The organism is Ruegeria sp. YKSF131 (assembly GCF_059612645.1).
This window is the reverse complement of the sequence record NZ_JBXWQZ010000056.1, coordinates 13,370-30,600: the sequence shown is the minus strand read 5'-3', so window position 1 is coordinate 30,600 and position 17,231 is coordinate 13,370. Positions and strand designations below refer to the sequence as shown.

Below are 17,231 nucleotides of genomic sequence, written 5' to 3'. Positions count from 1 at the left end.
ACAATGCCGGTCACCTGAAGAAACGCCTGATCGTCATTCTGAATGACAATGAAATGAGCATCGCCCCCCCGGTTGGTGCCTTGTCCAGCTATTTGTCCCGAATCTACGCCGAGGCACCATTCCACGATCTGAAGGCGGCCGCCAAGGGCGCTGTTTCACTGTTGCCCGAACCGTTCCGCGAAGGGGCCAAGCGCGCCAAGGAAATGCTCAAGGGTATGGCCGTGGGCGGAACCCTGTTTGAAGAGCTTGGGTTTTCCTATCTCGGGCCCATTGATGGGCATGACCTGGATCAGCTGCTGCCGGTTCTGCGCACCGTCAAGGCGCGGGCAACCGGGCCGATCCTGATCCACGTCTTGACCAAGAAGGGCAAAGGGTACGCACCAGCCGAACAGGCCCGCGACAAAGGCCACGCGACTGCCAAATTCGATGTGGTCACGGGTGAGCAGAAAAAGGCTCCGTCAAACGCGCCTTCTTACACGTCTGTCTTTGGCAAGGCTCTGGTGGATGCGGCCACGCACGATGACAAGATCGTCGCAGTGACTGCCGCGATGCCCGATGGCACCGGGTTGGGCCTGTTTGCCGAACGGTACCCGTCGCGCTGTTTCGATGTTGCGATTGCCGAGCAGCACGGCGTGACCTTCTCAGCGGCGCTGGCGGCAGGGGGGATGAAACCATTCTGCGCCATGTATTCGACCTTTTTGCAGCGGGGGTACGACCAGGTTGTGCATGACGTCGCAATTCAGCGCTTGCCCGTTCGGTTTGCCATTGATCGCGCAGGTTTGGTGGGCGCTGACGGTGCCACCCATGCCGGGTCGTTCGATATTGCTTATTTGGCCAATCTACCGGGCATGGTCGTCATGGCCGCTGCGGATGAGGCGGAATTGATGCACATGGTGGCAACCGCTGTTGCGCATGATGAAGGGCCGATCGCCTTCCGCTATCCGCGCGGCGAAGGTGTTGGAGTGGACTTGCCCGAACGCGGTGAGGTACTGGAGATCGGCAAAGGCCGCATGATCCGAAAAGGCGCGCGCGTCGCACTTTTGTCTTTTGGCACGCGGCTGGCTGAAGTTCAGAAAGCAGCCGAGTCTCTGACCGCCAAAGGCATCAACCCAACCATCGCCGACGCCCGCTTTGCCAAGCCGCTGGATCGGGACCTTATCCTGGATCTGGCTGCGGATCATGAGGCGTTGATCACCATCGAAGAAGGCGCTGTTGGCGGATTTGGCAGCCATGTAGCACAGCTTCTGGCGGATGAGGGTGTTTTTGACCGGGGCTTGAAATACCGCTCGATGGTCTTGCCTGACATCTTCATCAATCAGGCCAGCCCTGCGGATATGTATGCCGTTGCGGGTATGAATGCCGAGCAGATCGAAGCCAGGGTGCTGGATGTTCTGGGCGTAACCTCGATCAGTGAAAAGCGCGCGTAATACCGGCGCTGCTTTACCCTTCTTTGGTTTTGCCGCTTACCAAAAGCAGGAGGCGATAGGCGACCCAGAACCAAGCGGGTATACATAGCGCCACGAGAACCTTTATTGCGGTTTATCTTGTCATGACAGAATCGCCGCTGTTTCAAAGATGATTTGAAGCGATAAGACACCGATTCAGACATCACCAGCTCATTAGGCGGCTGCTTCCATATTTTCTTTGGGAAGAAATGGTGCCCAGGAGAGGACTCGAACCTCCACGTCCATACGGACACTAGCACCTGAAGCTAGCGCGTCTACCAATTCCGCCACCTGGGCAGGTGTCGTGGAGCGGCGTTTAAGCTGACTGGCGTGGGGCGTCAACCGGATTCTGAATGAATTTTGAAAGTTTTTTAAGTTCGGTTTTCGAACTGAAGTTTTGGCCTTATTATTTCATGACCGGCGCGGCGAATTAGTGCCTTGTTTGGCTGGCCTGCGGGCGTTAGTTCTAGGGCGCAATTTCTCAGCAGGAGCCCTCTCATGTCGAAACTGGTGACGATTTATGGCGGATCGGGATTTGTCGGTCGCTACATCGCGCGGCGCATGGCGAGAGAGGGGTGGCGTGTGCGGGTGGCTGTACGACGCCCGAACGAAGCCATGTTCGTGAAACCCTACGGCGCCGTGGGACAGGTTGAGCCTGTGCTGTGCAATATCCGCGATGACGCCTCGGTCGCGCTGGCAATGCAGAGCGCCGATGTCGTGGTGAACTGTGTGGGTGTGCTGAATGAACTGGGCAAGAACGCGTTTGATGCCGTTCAGACCGAAGGGGCCGAGCGTATTGCGCGCTTGGCCGCACAGCAGGGCATTGGTCGAATGGTGCATATCTCGGCTATAGGTGCAGATGCAAACGCGGCCAGCGATTATGCCCGGACCAAAGCGCTGGGCGAGGCGGGTGTGCTGAAGCACATGCCGGATGTAGTGATCCTTCGCCCATCTGTGATCTTCGGTACCGAGGATCAGTTCTTTAACCGATTTGCCGGGATGACCCGCATGGGTCCGTTCCTGCCGGTGGTTGGTGCTGAGACCAAATTCCAACCCGTCTACGTGGACGACGTGGCCCAGGCAGCGGTCAAAGGTATTCTGGGGCAGGCTGAGCCGGGCGTGTACGAGCTTGGCGGGCCGGAAGTGAAAACCTTCCGCGCCCTGATGCAACAGATGCTTGAAGTGATCCACCGGCGGCGCATCATTGTCGGTCTTCCGTTTTTTGCTGCCCGGATTATGGCGGGCGTGCTGGATATTGCGAAATTCGTCAGCTTCCAGCTGTTCCCGAACAACATTCTGACCCGCGACCAGGTCAGGAATCTGCGTCATGACAACGTGGTATCTGACGGGGCCAAGTCCTTTGCGGATCTTGGCATTGCGCCGACCACTCTGGAATCGGTGCTGCCGGAATATCTTTGGAAATTCCGCCCATCGGGGCAGTATGACGACATTCAGAACTCGGCGAAGAACCTGCGTATCTGATCAGCTGTAGGCCATGAACAACAATGCCGCGCCCAGTATGACGCGGTAGATCACATAGGGCGTGAAGCTGACACTGCGCAGCAGTCGCATCATAAGGCTAAGCGCCAGAAGTGCCGAGACAAAAGCAAATGCCGCGGCAATGGCCCCGTCCCGTGCCAGTTGCGCATCAGCGTCGCGTATCACATCCAGTGCCAGCAGTGTGCCTGAGGCCAGAATGGTTGGGATTGACATAAGCATGGCAATCCGTGCGCCGTCTGCTCGGGTATAGCCCAGTTGACGTGCTCCTGTAATGGTGATCCCGGATCGCGATGTTCCGGGGATCAGCGCAAGAACCTGCCACAGCCCCATGATGAAAGCATCGCGCACACCCCAATCGGCCGCCCCTTTCGTCTGGGGGCTTTTCTGGTCAATCCAATAAAGCAGCAGGCCAAAGCCCAGCATTGTCCATCCGATTACAGCGATCGAACGCATGGCCTCGCTTAACCCGGTCAGATGCAGGATCAGACCTGCAATCACGGTTGGAATTGTTGCAATGATGAGGCCCAGAGCCAAACGGGCCTGCGGCGTATCTGTCCGGCCGGTCAAGGCGCGCGGCAACCCGGCAAGGGCCTGCTTCACATCCGTCCAGAAATACAGAACGACCGCTCCGAGGGTTCCGACGTGCACCGCGATGTCTATGGCTTGACCCTGATCCTGAAGGCCTGACAAATTCGGCAGCAGGATCAGGTGACCCGAAGACGAAATGGGCAAAAACTCAGTTATTCCCTGAATGATTGCCACGAGAATCAGGTGGAAAAGACTCATCTGCCCTGCCGTGCTGTCGCCACGATTTTCTTGTGGTGTATGGCTATAAGGGCAGTGGAGAAAAGGAAAGTCTTCATATAGGTCCGGATCGTACCTAAAATTCCCTCCATAATTTGCCGATTTCGAGTGGAAGGGCGAAAAATTCTCATAATAGGTCAGTGTATATGACTTTTCATCCGTTTGCGCATCGCATAAAGAAACCGAACCAAGCCAATTCATGGAGTCTGACCCGTGGCCAAGCAACCGATGCTGAAATTTGTGCAGATCGACCGCGTCATGCCGGAAAAGCGTGCCGCCAATGACCGCAGAGAAGACTTTAACGAGATCTATGCAGAATTCGCTGCCGAGAAAGCAGCAGAACAGGCCAGCCGTTGCAGTCAATGCGGTGTGCCTTACTGCCAATCGCACTGCCCGCTGTATAACAACATTCCCGACTGGTTGCGGCTGACTGCAACCGGACGGTTGGAAGAAGCTTACGAAACCAGCCAGGCGACAAACACCTTCCCCGAGATTTGCGGCCGCATCTGCCCGCAGGACCGTTTGTGCGAAGGAAATTGCGTGATCGAACAATCCGGTCATGGAACGGTCACCATCGGAACGATCGAAAAGTACATTACCGACACGGCGTGGGAAAAAGGCTGGGTCAAGCCAGTGGTCCCTGCGGCAGAGCGCCGTGAAAGCGTCGGCATCATCGGTGGCGGGCCGGGCGGTCTTGCCGCGGCAGACATGCTGCGTCGGGCCGGTATTCAGGTCACGGTCTATGACCGCTACGACCGTGCGGGTGGGTTGCTGATGTATGGCATTCCGGGCTTCAAGCTTGAAAAAGAAGTCGTCCAGCGGCGCAACGACCTGTTGGCTGACGGCGGTGTCGAGTTCGTTTTGAACTGCGACGTGGACGCTGCCAAATTCGCGGAAATTCACGCCAAGCATGACGCGGTCATCATCGCGACGGGCGTTTACAAGTCGCGGGATCTGTCCATGCCGGGCAGTGGTCTTGCCGGGATCGAGAAGGCAATCGATTTCCTGACCGCATCAAACCGTAAAAGCTTTGGTGACGTTGTTGAGGATTTCGACAACGGACGGCTGAATGCCGAGGGCAAGAAGGTTGTCGTGATCGGTGGTGGCGACACTGCGATGGATTGTGTGCGCACGTCGATCCGCCAGGGCGCGACGTCAGTCAAATGCCTGTACCGTCGTGACCGGGCAAACATGCCGGGTTCGCAGCGCGAGACACAGAATGCCGAGGAAGAAGGCGTGGTATTCGAATGGCTCAGTGCACCCAAGGGGTTCACGGGCGACGACAAGGTTTCCGGCGTGATGGTGCAGAAAATGCGCCTGGGGCAACCCGATGCATCTGGTCGCCAGGCCCCCGAAGTGATCGAAGGCGCGGATTATGTCGAGGACGCCGATCTGGTGATCAAGGCGCTGGGTTTTGAGCCCGAAGACCTGCCAACGCTGTTCGGGCAGCCCGACTTGCCCGTCACCCGATGGGGAACGGTCCGGGCAGCATTCCAGACCGGGGAAACCGAAATGGAAGGTGTGTACGCAATTGGCGACATCGTGCGCGGTGCTTCGCTGGTTGTATGGGCGATCCGTGACGGGCGCGACTGCGCCGACGCGATCATCGACCGGTTTAATGCCAAGACTGCCGTCGCAGCGGAATAACCCCAGCTTTCAGGAGGGTTCGAAATGTCGGAACTTCAAGGCCAATGCATGTGTGGTGCGGTCACTGTAACTGCTACACCGGCGCGGGATGCGCTGGGGGCGTGTCACTGTGACCAATGCCGTCGGTGGACCAGTTCGATGCTGGTGACGTTTCAGGCGAAAGAAGGCTATGCCGCGCTAGGCCCGGTCAAGACATTTACCTCGTCCGACTGGGCAGAACGTGCCTTTTGCGACGAATGCGGATCCTCGCTCTGGTACCGGATCACGCTACCGGGTGAGATGCACGGACAGACACAAATGGCGGCTGGCCTGTTTGAAAATGCAACAGGCAACCCGCTGAAACTTGAACTTTATATCGACAAAAAGCCCGAGGGATACGCGTTCGCAGGCGAACGTCGGCAAATGACCAAAGCCGAGGTCGAAGCCATGTATTCCCTCTCTGACGAAGGAGACAGCCAATGACCAAATATGATGCCGATTGGGTGCGGGCAGAAGAAGCAAAACGCAAGTGGATGGCCGAAAATGGTCTCTACTCCGAGGCAGAAGAGCATTCTTCGTGCGGTGTGGGCCTTGTTGTGTCCGTTGATGGCAAACGGTCTCGCAAGGTGGTGGATGCCGGGATTGATGCCCTGAAAGCGATCTGGCATCGCGGAGCCGTGGACGCGGATGGCAAGACCGGCGACGGCGCGGGCATCCATGTGCAGATTCCAGTTCCCTTCTTCTATGATCAGATCCGCCGCACAGGCCACGAACCCAAGCTGAATGAACTGATTGCAGTTGGTCAGGTCTTCCTGCCCCGCACCGATTTTGGCGCACAGGAGCGGTGCCGGACCATCGTCGAAAGCGAAGTTCTGCGTATGGGGTATTACATCTATGGCTGGCGACACGTGCCTGTCGATGTGACTTGCCTGGGGGAAAAGGCCAACGCGACCCGCCCCGAGATTGAGCAGATCCTGATCTCGAACTCCAAGGGTGTGGACGAAGAAACTTTTGAGCGCGAACTCTATGTCATCCGTCGCCGCATCGAAAAAGCGGCCTTGGCGTCGGGCATTTCGGGCCTTTATCTTGCGTCGCTGTCCTGCCGGTCGATCATCTACAAGGGCATGATGCTGGCTGAACAGGTCGCTGTATTCTATCCCGATCTGATGGATGACCGCTTTGAATCGGCGTTTGCGATTTACCACCAGCGGTATTCCACGAACACCTTCCCGCAATGGTGGCTGGCACAACCATTCCGCATGCTGGCCCATAACGGCGAGATCAACACCCTCAAGGGCAACGTCAACTGGATGAAAAGCCATGAAATCCGGATGGCTAGCGGAACTTTTGGTGACTATGCCGAAGACATCAAGCCGATCATCGCTGGTGGTTCGTCAGATTCCGCCGCATTAGACTCGGTTTTCGAGGTGTTGGTGCGTGCGGGGCGGTCGGCCCCGATGGCGAAAACCATGCTGGTTCCGGAAAGCTGGTCCAAGCAGGCGGTCGAGCTGCCGCAAGCGTGGTGCGACATGTATTCCTACTGCAACTCGGTGATGGAGCCATGGGATGGTCCGGCCGCGCTGGCGATGACCGATGGACGCTGGGTTTGCGCTGGTCTGGACCGGAACGGGCTGCGCCCCATGCGGTACGTCGTGACTGGCGATGGCCTTGTCATCGCAGGGTCGGAGGCCGGAATGGTGCCGATCAACGAAGCCACCGTGACCGAAAAAGGCGCATTGGGGCCGGGTCAGATGCTGGCGGTCGACATGAAAAAAGGCAAGCTGTACCGGGACACCCAAATCAAGAACAAACTGGCCAGCGCGCTTCCATTCGGCGAATGGGTTGGCAAGATAAACGACCTGGACGAAACGCTTGCGGGTGTGACCGAAGCTCCGATCTTTGCGGGTGGCGAGTTGCGCAAGCGCCAGATTGCTGCGGGATACTCGGTAGAAGAGTTGGAGCAAATCCTTGCTCCGATGGCGGAGGATGGCAAGGAAGCCTTGGCATCCATGGGTGATGATACGCCCTCGGCTGTTTTGTCAAAACAATACCGCCCGCTGAGCCATTTTTTCCGTCAGAACTTCAGCCAGGTGACCAACCCGCCGATCGACAGCCTGCGTGAATACCGCGTGATGTCGCTGAAAACCCGGTTTGCCAACCTCAAGAACGTGCTGGACGAAGACAGCAGCCAGACCGAGATCGTGGTTCTGGAAAGCCCCTTTGTCGGCAACGCGCAATGGGACAAACTGGTTGAGAACTTTGATGCGCCGCTGGCGGAAATCGACTGTAGCTTCGAGGCTGGTCAAGGCGCATTGAGCGAAGCTTTGGCCCGTATCAGAGCCGAATCCGAAGAGGCGGTGCGATCTGGTGCCGGGCATATTGTCCTGTCTGATATGCGGTCGGGCGAGGATCGGATTGCGATACCAATGATTCTCGCGACCAGCGCTGTGCATTCCCATTTGACGCGTCAGGGTTTGCGGACCTTCTGTTCGTTGAACGTTCGTTCGGCCGAATGTGTGGACCCGCATTACTTTGCCGTTCTGATCGGATGTGGTGCGACTGTGGTGAACGCCTACCTGGCCGAAGATTCTTTGGCCGACCGCATCGACCGCGGTTTGCTGGACGGAACCCTGACAGAAAACGTCGCGCGCTATCGCGAGGCGATCGATCAGGGCCTGTTGAAGATCATGGCCAAGATGGGCATCTCGGTCATTTCGTCCTATCGCGGTGGTCTGAACTTTGAGGCCGTCGGCCTCAGCCGTGCCATGGTGGCCGAGTATTTCCCCGGTATGACCAGCCGGATTTCCGGTATCGGTATCAAAGGTATTCAGGCCAAGGCCGAAGAAATCCATGCCAAGGGTTGGAACAGCGGTCTGGATGTGCTGCCCATCGGTGGTTTCTACAAGGCGCGTAAGTCAGGTGAGACCCACGCGTGGGAAGCGACCTCGATGCACATGATGCAGATGGCCTGCAACAAGGCTTCGTATGAGCTGTGGAAACAGTATTCGGCCAAGATGCAGTCGAACCCGCCAATTCATTTGCGCGATCTGATGGATTTCAAACCGTTGGGCAAGCCGGTGCCGATCGAAGAGGTGGAATCGATCACCTCGATCCGCAAACGCTTTGTCACGCCAGGTATGTCGCTGGGTGCATTGTCGCCCGAAGCGCATAAAACACTGAACGTGGCGATGAACCGGATCGGTGCGAAATCCGACAGTGGCGAAGGTGGCGAAGATCCGGCACATTTCGTGCCTGAACCCAATGGCGACAACCCTTCGGCCAAGATCAAACAGGTGGCTTCGGGCCGGTTTGGCGTGACTGCGGAATACCTCAACCAGTGTGAAGAGCTTGAGATCAAGGTCGCTCAGGGTGCAAAACCCGGCGAAGGTGGTCAGTTGCCAGGTATGAAGGTCACCGACCTGATCGCGCGCCTGCGCCATTCGACCAAGGGCGTGACGCTGATCTCGCCGCCGCCGCACCACGATATCTATTCGATCGAGGATCTGGCGCAGCTGATCTACGATCTGAAGCAGATCAACCCGCGCTGCAAGGTGACGGTCAAGCTGGTAGCGTCCTCGGGCGTTGGCACGATTGCTGCCGGTGTAGCCAAAGCGAAAGCGGATATTATCCTTATTTCGGGTCACAATGGCGGTACAGGCGCGTCGCCTGCGACCTCGATCAAATATGCCGGTTTGCCGTGGGAGATGGGCCTGACCGAGGCGCATCAGGTTCTTGCGATGAACAACCTGCGGGATCGCGTCACCCTGCGGACCGACGGTGGTCTGCGTACCGGTCGCGACATTGTCATGGCCGCGATGATGGGGGCCGAGGAATACGGCATCGGTACCGCCGCGCTGATCGCCATGGGTTGTATCATGGTGCGTCAGTGTCAGTCGAACACTTGTCCGGTGGGCGTGTGTACGCAGGATGAATCCCTGCGCGCCAAGTTCACCGGCAATGCGGATAAAGTGGTGAACCTGATCACTTTCTATGCCCAGGAAGTGCGAGAGTTGCTGGCCAGCCTCGGTGCGCGCTCGGTTGACGAGATCATCGGCCGAGCCGACCTGTTGGCTCAGGTCAGCCGGGGATCGGCGAATCTGGACGATCTGGACCTCAATCCGCTGCTGATCACTGTCGATGGGGCACATAACATCGTCTACAACCGCGACAAAGAGCGCAACGCGGTGCCGGATACGCTGGACGCCGAAATCGTTCGTGATGCGGCCCGGTTCCTGAAGGATGGTGAAAAGATGCAGCTGTCTTATGCCGTGCAGAACACGCACCGGACCGTTGGAACCCGTGTGTCCAGCCATATTGTGCAGAATTTCGGGATGCGGAACACCTTTCAGGACGACCATCTGCATGTGAAGTTGCAAGGCTCTGCCGGGCAATCGCTGGGAGCTTTTGCGGCCCCGGGTCTGAAGCTGGAAGTGTCGGGCGATGCCAATGACTATGTCGGTAAGGGCCTGTCCGGGGGTATGATCGTCGTGCGCCCACCGCAAGTCAGCCCGCTGAAAGCAGATGACAATACGATCATTGGTAACACGGTTCTCTATGGGGCCACTGATGGGTATCTGTTTGCCGCCGGTCGCGCCGGTGAACGGTTCGCGGTGCGGAACTCTGGCGCCAAGGTTGTTGTCGAGGGGTGCGGTTCCAACGGGTGTGAATACATGACCGGCGGTGTCGCCGTTATCCTTGGAACGATCGGAGCCAACTTTGGTGCGGGCATGACAGGCGGAATGGCCTATCTGTATGATCCCGAAGGCAAGGCCGAGGCGCTGATGAACAGGGAAACGCTGGTCACTTGCCGGGTCACTGTGGATCACTGGGAAGATCAGTTAAAAACGCTTATCATGCGTCACGCTGCTGAATCACAAAGCCGCAAGGCTGCTGATATTCTTCAGCATTGGGATGTGGAAAAAGGCAACTTCCTGCAGGTTTGCCCGAAGGAAATGCTGAACAAACTTAGCCACCCACTGAGTGTTGAAGCCAAAGCAGTTCCGGCGGAATAAGCCGAAACTTTTTGCCTCTCGAAACCCCGCGTGTCATTTGCACCACGCGGGGTTCGTATATTAACGACGTTTCAGTGCTGGTCTTGCCCGTTTATCCGAAAATCGCCAATCTTTCTTCACACTCAGGCGATAATCATGGGCCGATCTAGGCACCAGATGATAAGCAGACAGGGGCAACCGGATGCCAACACCGTATCAGGATCAGTTTTATACTTTCGATCCAGCAAACCCGCCGCCTGCGGGAACGGCTGTCGCGGTTAGCAGTTTCACTTTGATCGATGCAGATGATGACAACGAAATTGATGCACCGAGTGGTGATACAGTCAATGGCCAGGACGTTACGAATTCCTGGCCGGGAGACACTGTTACCATCAACGTCGCGGGCGTCGGGAATGTAACCTATACCGGCACCACGTTTTATCTGGCTGATGGATCTCGGGTTTTTACACCGACAGACGGCCAGGTCTTGCAGCCGGGAACGTTTGTTTCAGCCACCTTCGTCAACACACAGGGGCCGCTGAATGTCGGCAATTTGGGTCCGCCCTGTTTCACGCCGGGCACCATGATAATGACCCCGGATGGGGAACGCACGGTGGAAGATCTTAAGGTCGGTGATCTGGTCACGACCGTGGATCATGGCCCTCAGCCTTTGATCTGGGTTGGGCGTACATTGGTAGCCGCCGAAGGAAAGCTGGCCCCGATCCGGTTTGAGGCCGGAGTGTTCGACCTGGATCGTCCGCTGCTTGTTTCGCCTCAGCATAGGATGCTGATTGAAGACTGGCGAGCCTCGTATCTGTCCGGGCACGCTGAAGCGCTGATTCCGGCACATGCTCTGGTCAATGGAAAAACGGTGACCCGCGTGGAAGGCGGTGAGGTGGAGTATTTCCACCTTTTGTTCAAGCAGCACGAGATCGTCATCGCCAATGGTGCCAAAAGCGAAAGCTATTATCCGGGGCATGCGTTGTCGGCCTCGGACCGCGAAACGCAGAGCGAGGTCCTGCATCTGTTCCCTGAACTGGCAGGTCATGATCCGATGTCGGTAGAAACCGCACGCCCGGTTGTTCACCCGCGCGAAGCGCGCGCCTTCGCAATTTAGGCCGTTTCAAACCCGGACCGCGCGTCGTATAGCTGAAGTATGGCGAAGAAAGCAGCCCGCAAATCAAGCGGTAAGAAAAACAAGGCATCCAGCAGGAAATCACCAACGGTGCGTCAGATACGCCGTTGGCTGACTCGTGCGGTTGCGGCAATTGCAGGAGCTTTGCTTGCGATAATCCTGTTGTATTCGGTTGTGAACCCACCTTTAACCCATACGATCTGGTCAGAATGGCGCCGATTGGGAAAGGTTGAGCGTGAATGGGTACCGATCGAGGACATGGCCCCGATCATGGCGCGATCGGTTGTGGCAGCAGAGGATGCGAATTTCTGCCTGCATTGGGGATTTGATGTAGAGGCCATTCGAGATGCGCTTCAGGATGGCGGAAATCGCGGTGCCTCGACCATTACACAGCAAGTGGTAAAGAACGTATTCCTTTGGCAGGGGCGCAGTTGGATACGCAAGGCGCTGGAAACTTCGATCACACCTGTGGTCGAGATTTTCTGGAGCAAGCGGCGCATCCTTGAGGTCTATCTGAACGTTGCCGAAACCGGGAATGGCGTTTTTGGGGTCGAGGCTGCCGCGCAACAGTATTTCAACACCAGCGCATCGAAACTGACCCCAGTTCAGGCAGCGCGGATTGCCGCCATTCTGCCGTCACCGCGCAACAGGTCAGTCACAGATCCGACGGCGCGTACGCGCAGACGGGCGGCATCTATTCTGGATGGGGCGGCCACCATCCGCGCAGATGGTCGCGCAGATTGTTTCGAGGATTGAAACCCGTCGCCTGCCAAGGCTAAATCTGTCGGGTACTCACTGGTTCGATTGGAAGCCCATGGCGCGTTTGTTTCATGTTCCCCTCTCTCCGTATTGCCGCAAGGTTCGGCTGTCTTTGGCGGAAAAGAAGATCGAGGTTGAGCTTGTCGAAGAGCGATACTGGGAGCAGGATCCCGACTTTTTGCGCCGAAACCCTGCGGGTAAAGTACCAGTATTGCGTCTGGACGGACAAATGATGTCGGAAAGCGCGGCGATCTGCGAATATATTGAGGAAACCCGCCCCGAACCATCATTAATGCCAAAAAGTCCCGAAGCCCGATACGAAGTACGGCGCCTTGTCGGCTGGTTTGACGACAAATTCCATCATGAGGTGACGTCGAAGCTGCTGTACGAACGGGTGAACAAAAAAGTGACGGGTCAGGGCTATCCTGACAGCAAGAACGTCAAACAGGGTGCCAAAGCGATCAAGTACCATCTGGATTATATGGCATGGCTGTTGGATCACCGCCGGTGGTTGGCCGGTGATCAGATGACACTGGCTGATTTCGCGGCAGCGGCGCACCTGTCGTCGCTGGACTATATCTCGGATGTGGATTGGAACCGCAGTCAGGTGGTCAAGGACTGGTATGCGAAAATCAAATCGCGCCCTGCTTTTCGCTCTATTCTGGCGGATCAGGTGCCGGGTTTCCGGCCGCCGCCCCATTACGCAGATCTGGATTTCTGATAGTGTGTGCCAGCGGGGCTGTCTCCCCCCATCGGGCATCTGCGCGATTCCCCCCGAGGATATTTTTGGCCAGATGAAGAGCGGATCAGATTTGAAGGAAAAGCTGGTACAGCAGGCCCTTGAAGAGGGGTTTGTTGCGTGCCGTGTCTGCCGCCCCTGGGATGTTCCAAAAGTTCCCGAGCGTTTGGCAGCGTTCCTGGACGCAGGGTATCATGGGCAGATGGGATGGATGGCCGAGCGGACGCATTGGCGCGGTGATCCTGCGGCCCTTTGGCCCGAGGCGCGATCAGTGATCATGCTGGCCGAGAGTTACACGCCGGAACATGATCCTACAGACGTCTTGAAGCAACGCGGCCACGGGGCGATTTCTGTCTATGCGCAGAACAAAGACTATCATGATCTGGTCAAAAAGCGACTGAAGCGCCTGGCGCGGTGGCTGATTGCCGAGGCGGGCGGCGAGGTTAAGGTGTTTGTTGACACTGCACCCGTGCCGGAGAAAGCTTTGGGGCAGGCCGCCGGGTTGGGCTGGCAGGGGAAACACACGAATCTGGTCAGCAGGGAGTGGGGTAATTGGGCCTTTATAGGGTCTGTTTTTTCAACTTTGGATATACCCGCGGATCCCGCTGAGATTGATCGCTGCGGGTCTTGTCGGGCCTGTTTGGACAGCTGCCCCACGGACGCCTTTCCGGGCCCGTATCAGTTGGACGCACGGCGGTGCATTTCCTATCTGACAATCGAGCATAAAGGCCCTGTGAAGCCTGAGCTTCGCAGAAAGCTGGGCAATCGAATCTACGGCTGTGACGATTGCCTTGCGGCTTGCCCGTGGAACAAGTTTGCGGTTGCCGCAAGCGACCTGCGCTATGCAGCGCGCGAAGATCTGGCGGCGCCTGCGCTGGAAGAGCTGGTGGCGCTTGATGATACTTCGTTCCGAGCGAAATTCTCGGGCTCACCCATCAAACGGATCGGGCGCGACCGGTTTGTGCGCAACGTGCTTTATGCCATTGGAAACTCGGGGCAGTCGAAACTGAGGGCCGCGGCCCAAAGTTTGACAGATGACCCAGATGAAACCGTGGCCGACGCAGCGCGCTGGGCGGTGGAACAACTTTCATAATTGCCGCAAACAGGCTGGACGTGTCGGCCCCAATCGCTACACCAATCTGCAGCGAACAGTAAGGAGAACCCGATGGCGCTGGCTTTGGGGGTGGATACGGGTGGAACCTATACCGATGCGGTACTGATCCGGGATGAAAAAGAGGTAATAGCCTCGGCCAAGTCCCTGACCACACGTGCGGATCTGGCAATTGGTGTAGGCAAGGCGATTTCTGCCGTTTTGGAGCAGGCAAAAGTTGCGCCGGATCAGATTTCAATGGCCTCTTTGTCCACTACATTGGCGACAAATGCCTTGGTCGAAGGGCAGGGCGGGCGCGTTGCATTGATCTATATCGGGTTCAAAGACAGCGACCTTGAAAAGCACGGTTTGAAGGACGCGTTAAAAGGGGACCCGGCCCTGGTTATGTCTGGTGGGCATTCCCATTCTGGCAGCGAAGCTGCACCATTGGATGTTGCCGCGCTGGAGCAGTTTTTAGACACTCACAAGGGGATTTCAGGCTTTGCCATAGCCGCTCAGTTTGCCACCCGTAATCCCGCGCATGAACTTGAAGCCGCGCGAATCGTTTCGGAAAGAACCGGGGCTCCGGTAACATGTTCGCATCACTTGTCGGCAAAGCTGAATGGGCCGAAACGCGCCGTGACGGCAGTGTTGAACGCGCGGCTGATCGGGATGATCGACCGTTTGATCGGGCGGGCGCAGGACCGGCTGCGCGAGTTGGGGATTATGGCCCCGATGATGGTTGTTCGCGGTGATGGGGCGTTGATGAGTGCTGAACAGGCGCGTGAACGCCCCATTGAAACGATCCTGAGCGGACCTGCCGCGTCAATTGTCGGCGCGCGCTGGTTGACTGGCGCAGAGAATGCGTTGGTGTCGGATATTGGCGGTACGACAACTGACGTGGCGTTGATCCGTGACGGTAAGCCCGCGATCGACACGGCAGGGGCACAGGTGGGCGGGTTCCGCACAATGGTCGAGGCAGTTGCGATGCGCACCCATGGCCTTGGAGGTGACAGTCAGGTGCATGTCGTGACCGAGGGGTTGCAGGGCGGTGTTTTTCTGGGGCCGCGCCGCGTTCTTCCGGTGTCCCTGATCGCCTCGGAAGCGCCCGAGATCGTTCATGCCGTTCTGGACGAGCAATTGCGGGCCACGACGGTGGGTGAGCACGATACGCGCTTTGCCCGACGCGTGCCGGGAATACGTGACGACGGTATAGATGTGCGCGAAGAAGCCCTGTTGGAGCGGTTGGGAGATCAGGTTCTGCCGATTGGTTCCTTGCTTAGGTCCCGAATGGAGAGCGGCGCATTGACCCGGTTGGTGGATCGCGGGATCGTTCAGATCTCGGGCGTGACGCCGTCGGATGCCAGCCATGTACTGGGGCGGGTGGATGCCTGGGATGCTGAAGCCGCCCGTAAGGCACTAGAACTGGTTGCGCGCAAACGGGTCGGGTCCGGGGATATGTTGGCAAATTCCGCCGAGGCGCTGGCGCAAATGATCGTGGACCAGTTGACGGAACAGACCAGTTTGATCTTGTTAGAGGCTGTTTTTGATGAGGAACCGGACAGTTTCGGGCTGCCGCCACAGGAGTTGGCGCGGCATGTCCTGACACAGCGCGGATTGGCGCGGCATCGCGGTTTGTTGTCGCTGACCGCAGCTCTAAACGTTGATGTTGTGGGGCTTGGGGCATCAGCCCCCAGCTATTACCGGGCGGTTGGTGAACGGCTGCACTGCCGGATGATCCTGCCGGAACATGCGGGCGTAGCCAATGCGATTGGCGCCGTCGTGGGACGGTTGACCTTACGGCGATCGGGCACGGTGACAAGCCCTGCCGAAGGGCGGTATCGTGTACATCTCAAGGGCGGGCCCAAGGATTTTTCCGCATCAGAAGACGCGTTGGCTTTGCTGGAAAATGTTCTGAGGTCGGAAGCTGAAGGTGCGGTGCGCGAAGCCGGTGCAGAAGATATCCGCGTGATCGTGGATCGCGACATCAAAACCGCGCGGGTCGAGGCCAATGATGTGTTTGTCGAAGCAATGATCACGGTCGAGGCAAGCGGGCGACCGCGGGTTGCGGCGGGCTAGCCCCTCTGACTTGTACAGAGGGGCCGGGCAGGTGGTGCATTATTCTGCGGCGCTGGCACGTTTGGGAAGAACCCAGTCCTGGCGCGGGAAGTGGCAGGTATATCCGTTCGGGATGCGCTCAAGATAATCCTGATGCTCGGGTTCGGCCTCCCAGAAATCGCCGACGGGTTCGACTTCGGTTACGACTTTTCCCGGCCACATGCCGCTGGCATTCACATCTGCGATAGTATCCAGCGCAGTTGCTCTTTGGGCTTCATCGACGTGGTAAATCGCGGAACGATAGCTCATGCCTCGGTCGTTGCCTTGCCGGTTCACCGTGGTCGGGTCGTGAATCTGGAAGAAAAATTCCAGCAGGTCGCGGTAACTGATCTGCGACGGGTCAAACCAGATCTCGATCCCTTCGGCGTGGGTGCCATGGTTGCGATAGGTTGCGTTGGGCACATCGCCTCCGGTGTAGCCCACCCGGGTTCGCAAGACGCCCGGCAGCTTGCGGATCAGGTCCTGCATACCCCAAAAGCAGCCTCCGGCCAGTACAGCACGTTGTTCAGTCATTGGATTTCCTCCACGTGGATCAGGAATTCGGCGTAACCTTCAGCCTCCATCTCATCCCGATGGATGAACCTGAGCGAGGCCGAGTTGATGCAATACCGCAGGCCACCATGTTCTCGCGGGCCGTCGGGGAAGACATGCCCCAGATGGCTGTCGCCGTGTTTCGAGCGAACCTCGGTCCGGATCATACCATACGTCGTATCGCGAAACTCCTCCACATGCTCATGGAGGATCGGCTTGGTGAAGCTGGGCCAGCCACATCCGGATTCGTATTTGTGGGTCGAAGCAAACAGCGGCTCGCCTGACACGATGTCCACGTAGATGCCCGGTTCCTTGTTCCCCAAATACTTGCCTGTCCCCGGTCGTTCGGTGCCGTTGCGTTGGGTGACATGAAATTCTTCGGGCGAAAGCGCCGCGATAACCGTGGGGTCTTTGGTGTAGCGTGTCATGGATCCTCCGGCTGATTTGACGTTTGAACCTTTATCTGGGGGCTGCAGGGTAGAAAGCAAAGCGA

Annotated in this window: 13 protein-coding genes and 1 tRNA gene; 10 read left to right on the top strand and 4 right to left on the bottom strand. The window is 57.6% G+C overall.

What is annotated here, in order from left to right:
* Positions 1-1,427: 1-deoxy-D-xylulose-5-phosphate synthase (gene dxs, locus AC2FLZ_RS17270; protein ID WP_496882481.1), on the top strand; the 1,427-nt coding region annotated here is incomplete at its 5' end.
* A gap of 228 nt (positions 1,428-1,655) precedes the next feature.
* On the opposite strand, the gene AC2FLZ_RS17265 is transcribed toward dxs, so the two are convergent.
* A tRNA-Leu gene (locus AC2FLZ_RS17265) sits at positions 1,656-1,742 on the bottom strand.
* Positions 1,743-1,943: 201 nt separating this feature from the next.
* Here AC2FLZ_RS17265 and AC2FLZ_RS17260 point away from each other — a divergent pair.
* Positions 1,944-2,927: a complex I NDUFA9 subunit family protein gene (locus tag AC2FLZ_RS17260; RefSeq protein WP_480519699.1), complete on the top strand. Its 984-nt coding sequence runs from the start codon at positions 1,944-1,946 to the stop codon at positions 2,925-2,927.
* Here the strand turns inward: AC2FLZ_RS17260 and AC2FLZ_RS17255 are convergent, their stop codons facing one another.
* A complete protein-coding gene (locus AC2FLZ_RS17255; protein WP_480519701.1) occupies positions 2,928-3,731 on the bottom strand; it encodes an undecaprenyl-diphosphate phosphatase in 804 nt (267 codons plus the stop codon).
* 231 nt (positions 3,732-3,962) lie between these two features.
* On the opposite strand from AC2FLZ_RS17255, the gene AC2FLZ_RS17250 reads away from it, so the two are divergent.
* From AC2FLZ_RS17250 to AC2FLZ_RS17215, 8 genes are all read left to right on the top strand, one after another.
* Complete coding sequence (locus AC2FLZ_RS17250; protein ID WP_496716409.1) at positions 3,963-5,396, top strand: NAD(P)-dependent oxidoreductase; 1,434 nt, start codon at positions 3,963-3,965, stop codon at positions 5,394-5,396.
* Between the two features lie 24 nt (positions 5,397-5,420).
* Entirely contained in the window at positions 5,421-5,858 is a 438-nt protein-coding gene (locus AC2FLZ_RS17245; RefSeq protein WP_480474595.1) for a GFA family protein, read from the top strand.
* Positions 5,855-10,387: a glutamate synthase large subunit gene (gene gltB / locus AC2FLZ_RS17240; RefSeq protein ID WP_496882480.1), complete on the top strand. Its 4,533-nt coding sequence runs from the start codon at positions 5,855-5,857 to the stop codon at positions 10,385-10,387. The genes AC2FLZ_RS17245 and gltB overlap by 4 nt, the downstream gene beginning before the upstream one ends.
* A gap of 181 nt (positions 10,388-10,568) precedes the next feature.
* Positions 10,569-11,483, top strand: a complete 915-nt coding sequence (locus tag AC2FLZ_RS17235; RefSeq protein ID WP_496882479.1) for a Hint domain-containing protein — start codon at positions 10,569-10,571, stop codon at positions 11,481-11,483.
* Between the two features lie 39 nt (positions 11,484-11,522).
* Positions 11,523-12,257 carry a monofunctional biosynthetic peptidoglycan transglycosylase gene (gene mtgA / locus AC2FLZ_RS17230; protein ID WP_496882478.1) on the top strand — a complete coding sequence of 245 codons (735 nt, stop codon included), beginning with the start codon at positions 11,523-11,525 and terminating at the stop codon, positions 12,255-12,257.
* Between the two features lie 58 nt (positions 12,258-12,315).
* Positions 12,316-12,981, top strand: a complete 666-nt coding sequence (gene fzlA, locus AC2FLZ_RS17225; protein WP_480474603.1) for an FtsZ-binding protein FzlA — start codon at positions 12,316-12,318, stop codon at positions 12,979-12,981.
* A 73-nt stretch (positions 12,982-13,054) separates the two neighbouring features.
* Positions 13,055-14,092 carry a tRNA epoxyqueuosine(34) reductase QueG gene (queG, locus tag AC2FLZ_RS17220; protein WP_480474605.1) on the top strand — a complete coding sequence of 346 codons (1,038 nt, stop codon included), beginning with the start codon at positions 13,055-13,057 and terminating at the stop codon, positions 14,090-14,092.
* Positions 14,093-14,164: 72 nt separating this feature from the next.
* Complete coding sequence (locus tag AC2FLZ_RS17215) at positions 14,165-16,168, top strand: hydantoinase/oxoprolinase family protein (protein WP_496882477.1); 2,004 nt, start codon at positions 14,165-14,167, stop codon at positions 16,166-16,168.
* Positions 16,169-16,207: 39 nt separating this feature from the next.
* On the opposite strand, the gene msrA is transcribed toward AC2FLZ_RS17215, so the two are convergent.
* The gene (gene msrA / locus AC2FLZ_RS17210; RefSeq protein ID WP_496808140.1) at positions 16,208-16,720 is read right to left on the bottom strand and encodes a peptide-methionine (S)-S-oxide reductase MsrA; all 513 of its coding nucleotides are present in this window, start codon (positions 16,718-16,720) and stop codon (positions 16,208-16,210) included.
* Positions 16,717-17,166 carry a peptide-methionine (R)-S-oxide reductase MsrB gene (msrB, locus tag AC2FLZ_RS17205; RefSeq protein ID WP_480474611.1) on the bottom strand — a complete coding sequence of 150 codons (450 nt, stop codon included), beginning with the start codon at positions 17,164-17,166 and terminating at the stop codon, positions 16,717-16,719. Before msrB ends, msrA begins: the two co-directional genes overlap by 4 nt.
* Positions 17,167-17,231 lie beyond the last annotated feature (65 nt).

Excerpts from the sequence above, each read along its gene's own strand:
- mtgA (WP_496882478.1), top strand. The coding sequence starts at position 11,523 with ATGGCGAAGAAAGCAGCCCGCAAATCAAGCGGTAAGAAAAACAAGGCA.
- AC2FLZ_RS17215 (WP_496882477.1), top strand. The coding sequence starts at position 14,165 with ATGGCGCTGGCTTTGGGGGTGGATACGGGTGGAACCTATACCGATGCG.
- msrB (WP_480474611.1), bottom strand. The coding sequence starts at position 17,166 with ATGACACGCTACACCAAAGACCCCACGGTTATCGCGGCGCTTTCGCCC.
- gltB (WP_496882480.1), top strand. The coding sequence starts at position 5,855 with ATGACCAAATATGATGCCGATTGGGTGCGGGCAGAAGAAGCAAAACGC.
- AC2FLZ_RS17260 (WP_480519699.1), top strand. The coding sequence starts at position 1,944 with ATGTCGAAACTGGTGACGATTTATGGCGGATCGGGATTTGTCGGTCGC.
- fzlA (WP_480474603.1), top strand. The coding sequence starts at position 12,316 with ATGGCGCGTTTGTTTCATGTTCCCCTCTCTCCGTATTGCCGCAAGGTT.
- msrA (WP_496808140.1), bottom strand. The coding sequence starts at position 16,720 with ATGACTGAACAACGTGCTGTACTGGCCGGAGGCTGCTTTTGGGGTATG.
- queG (WP_480474605.1), top strand. The coding sequence starts at position 13,055 with ATGAAGAGCGGATCAGATTTGAAGGAAAAGCTGGTACAGCAGGCCCTT.
- AC2FLZ_RS17255 (WP_480519701.1), bottom strand. The coding sequence starts at position 3,731 with ATGAGTCTTTTCCACCTGATTCTCGTGGCAATCATTCAGGGAATAACT.
- AC2FLZ_RS17235 (WP_496882479.1), top strand. The coding sequence starts at position 10,569 with ATGCCAACACCGTATCAGGATCAGTTTTATACTTTCGATCCAGCAAAC.
- AC2FLZ_RS17245 (WP_480474595.1), top strand. The coding sequence starts at position 5,421 with ATGTCGGAACTTCAAGGCCAATGCATGTGTGGTGCGGTCACTGTAACT.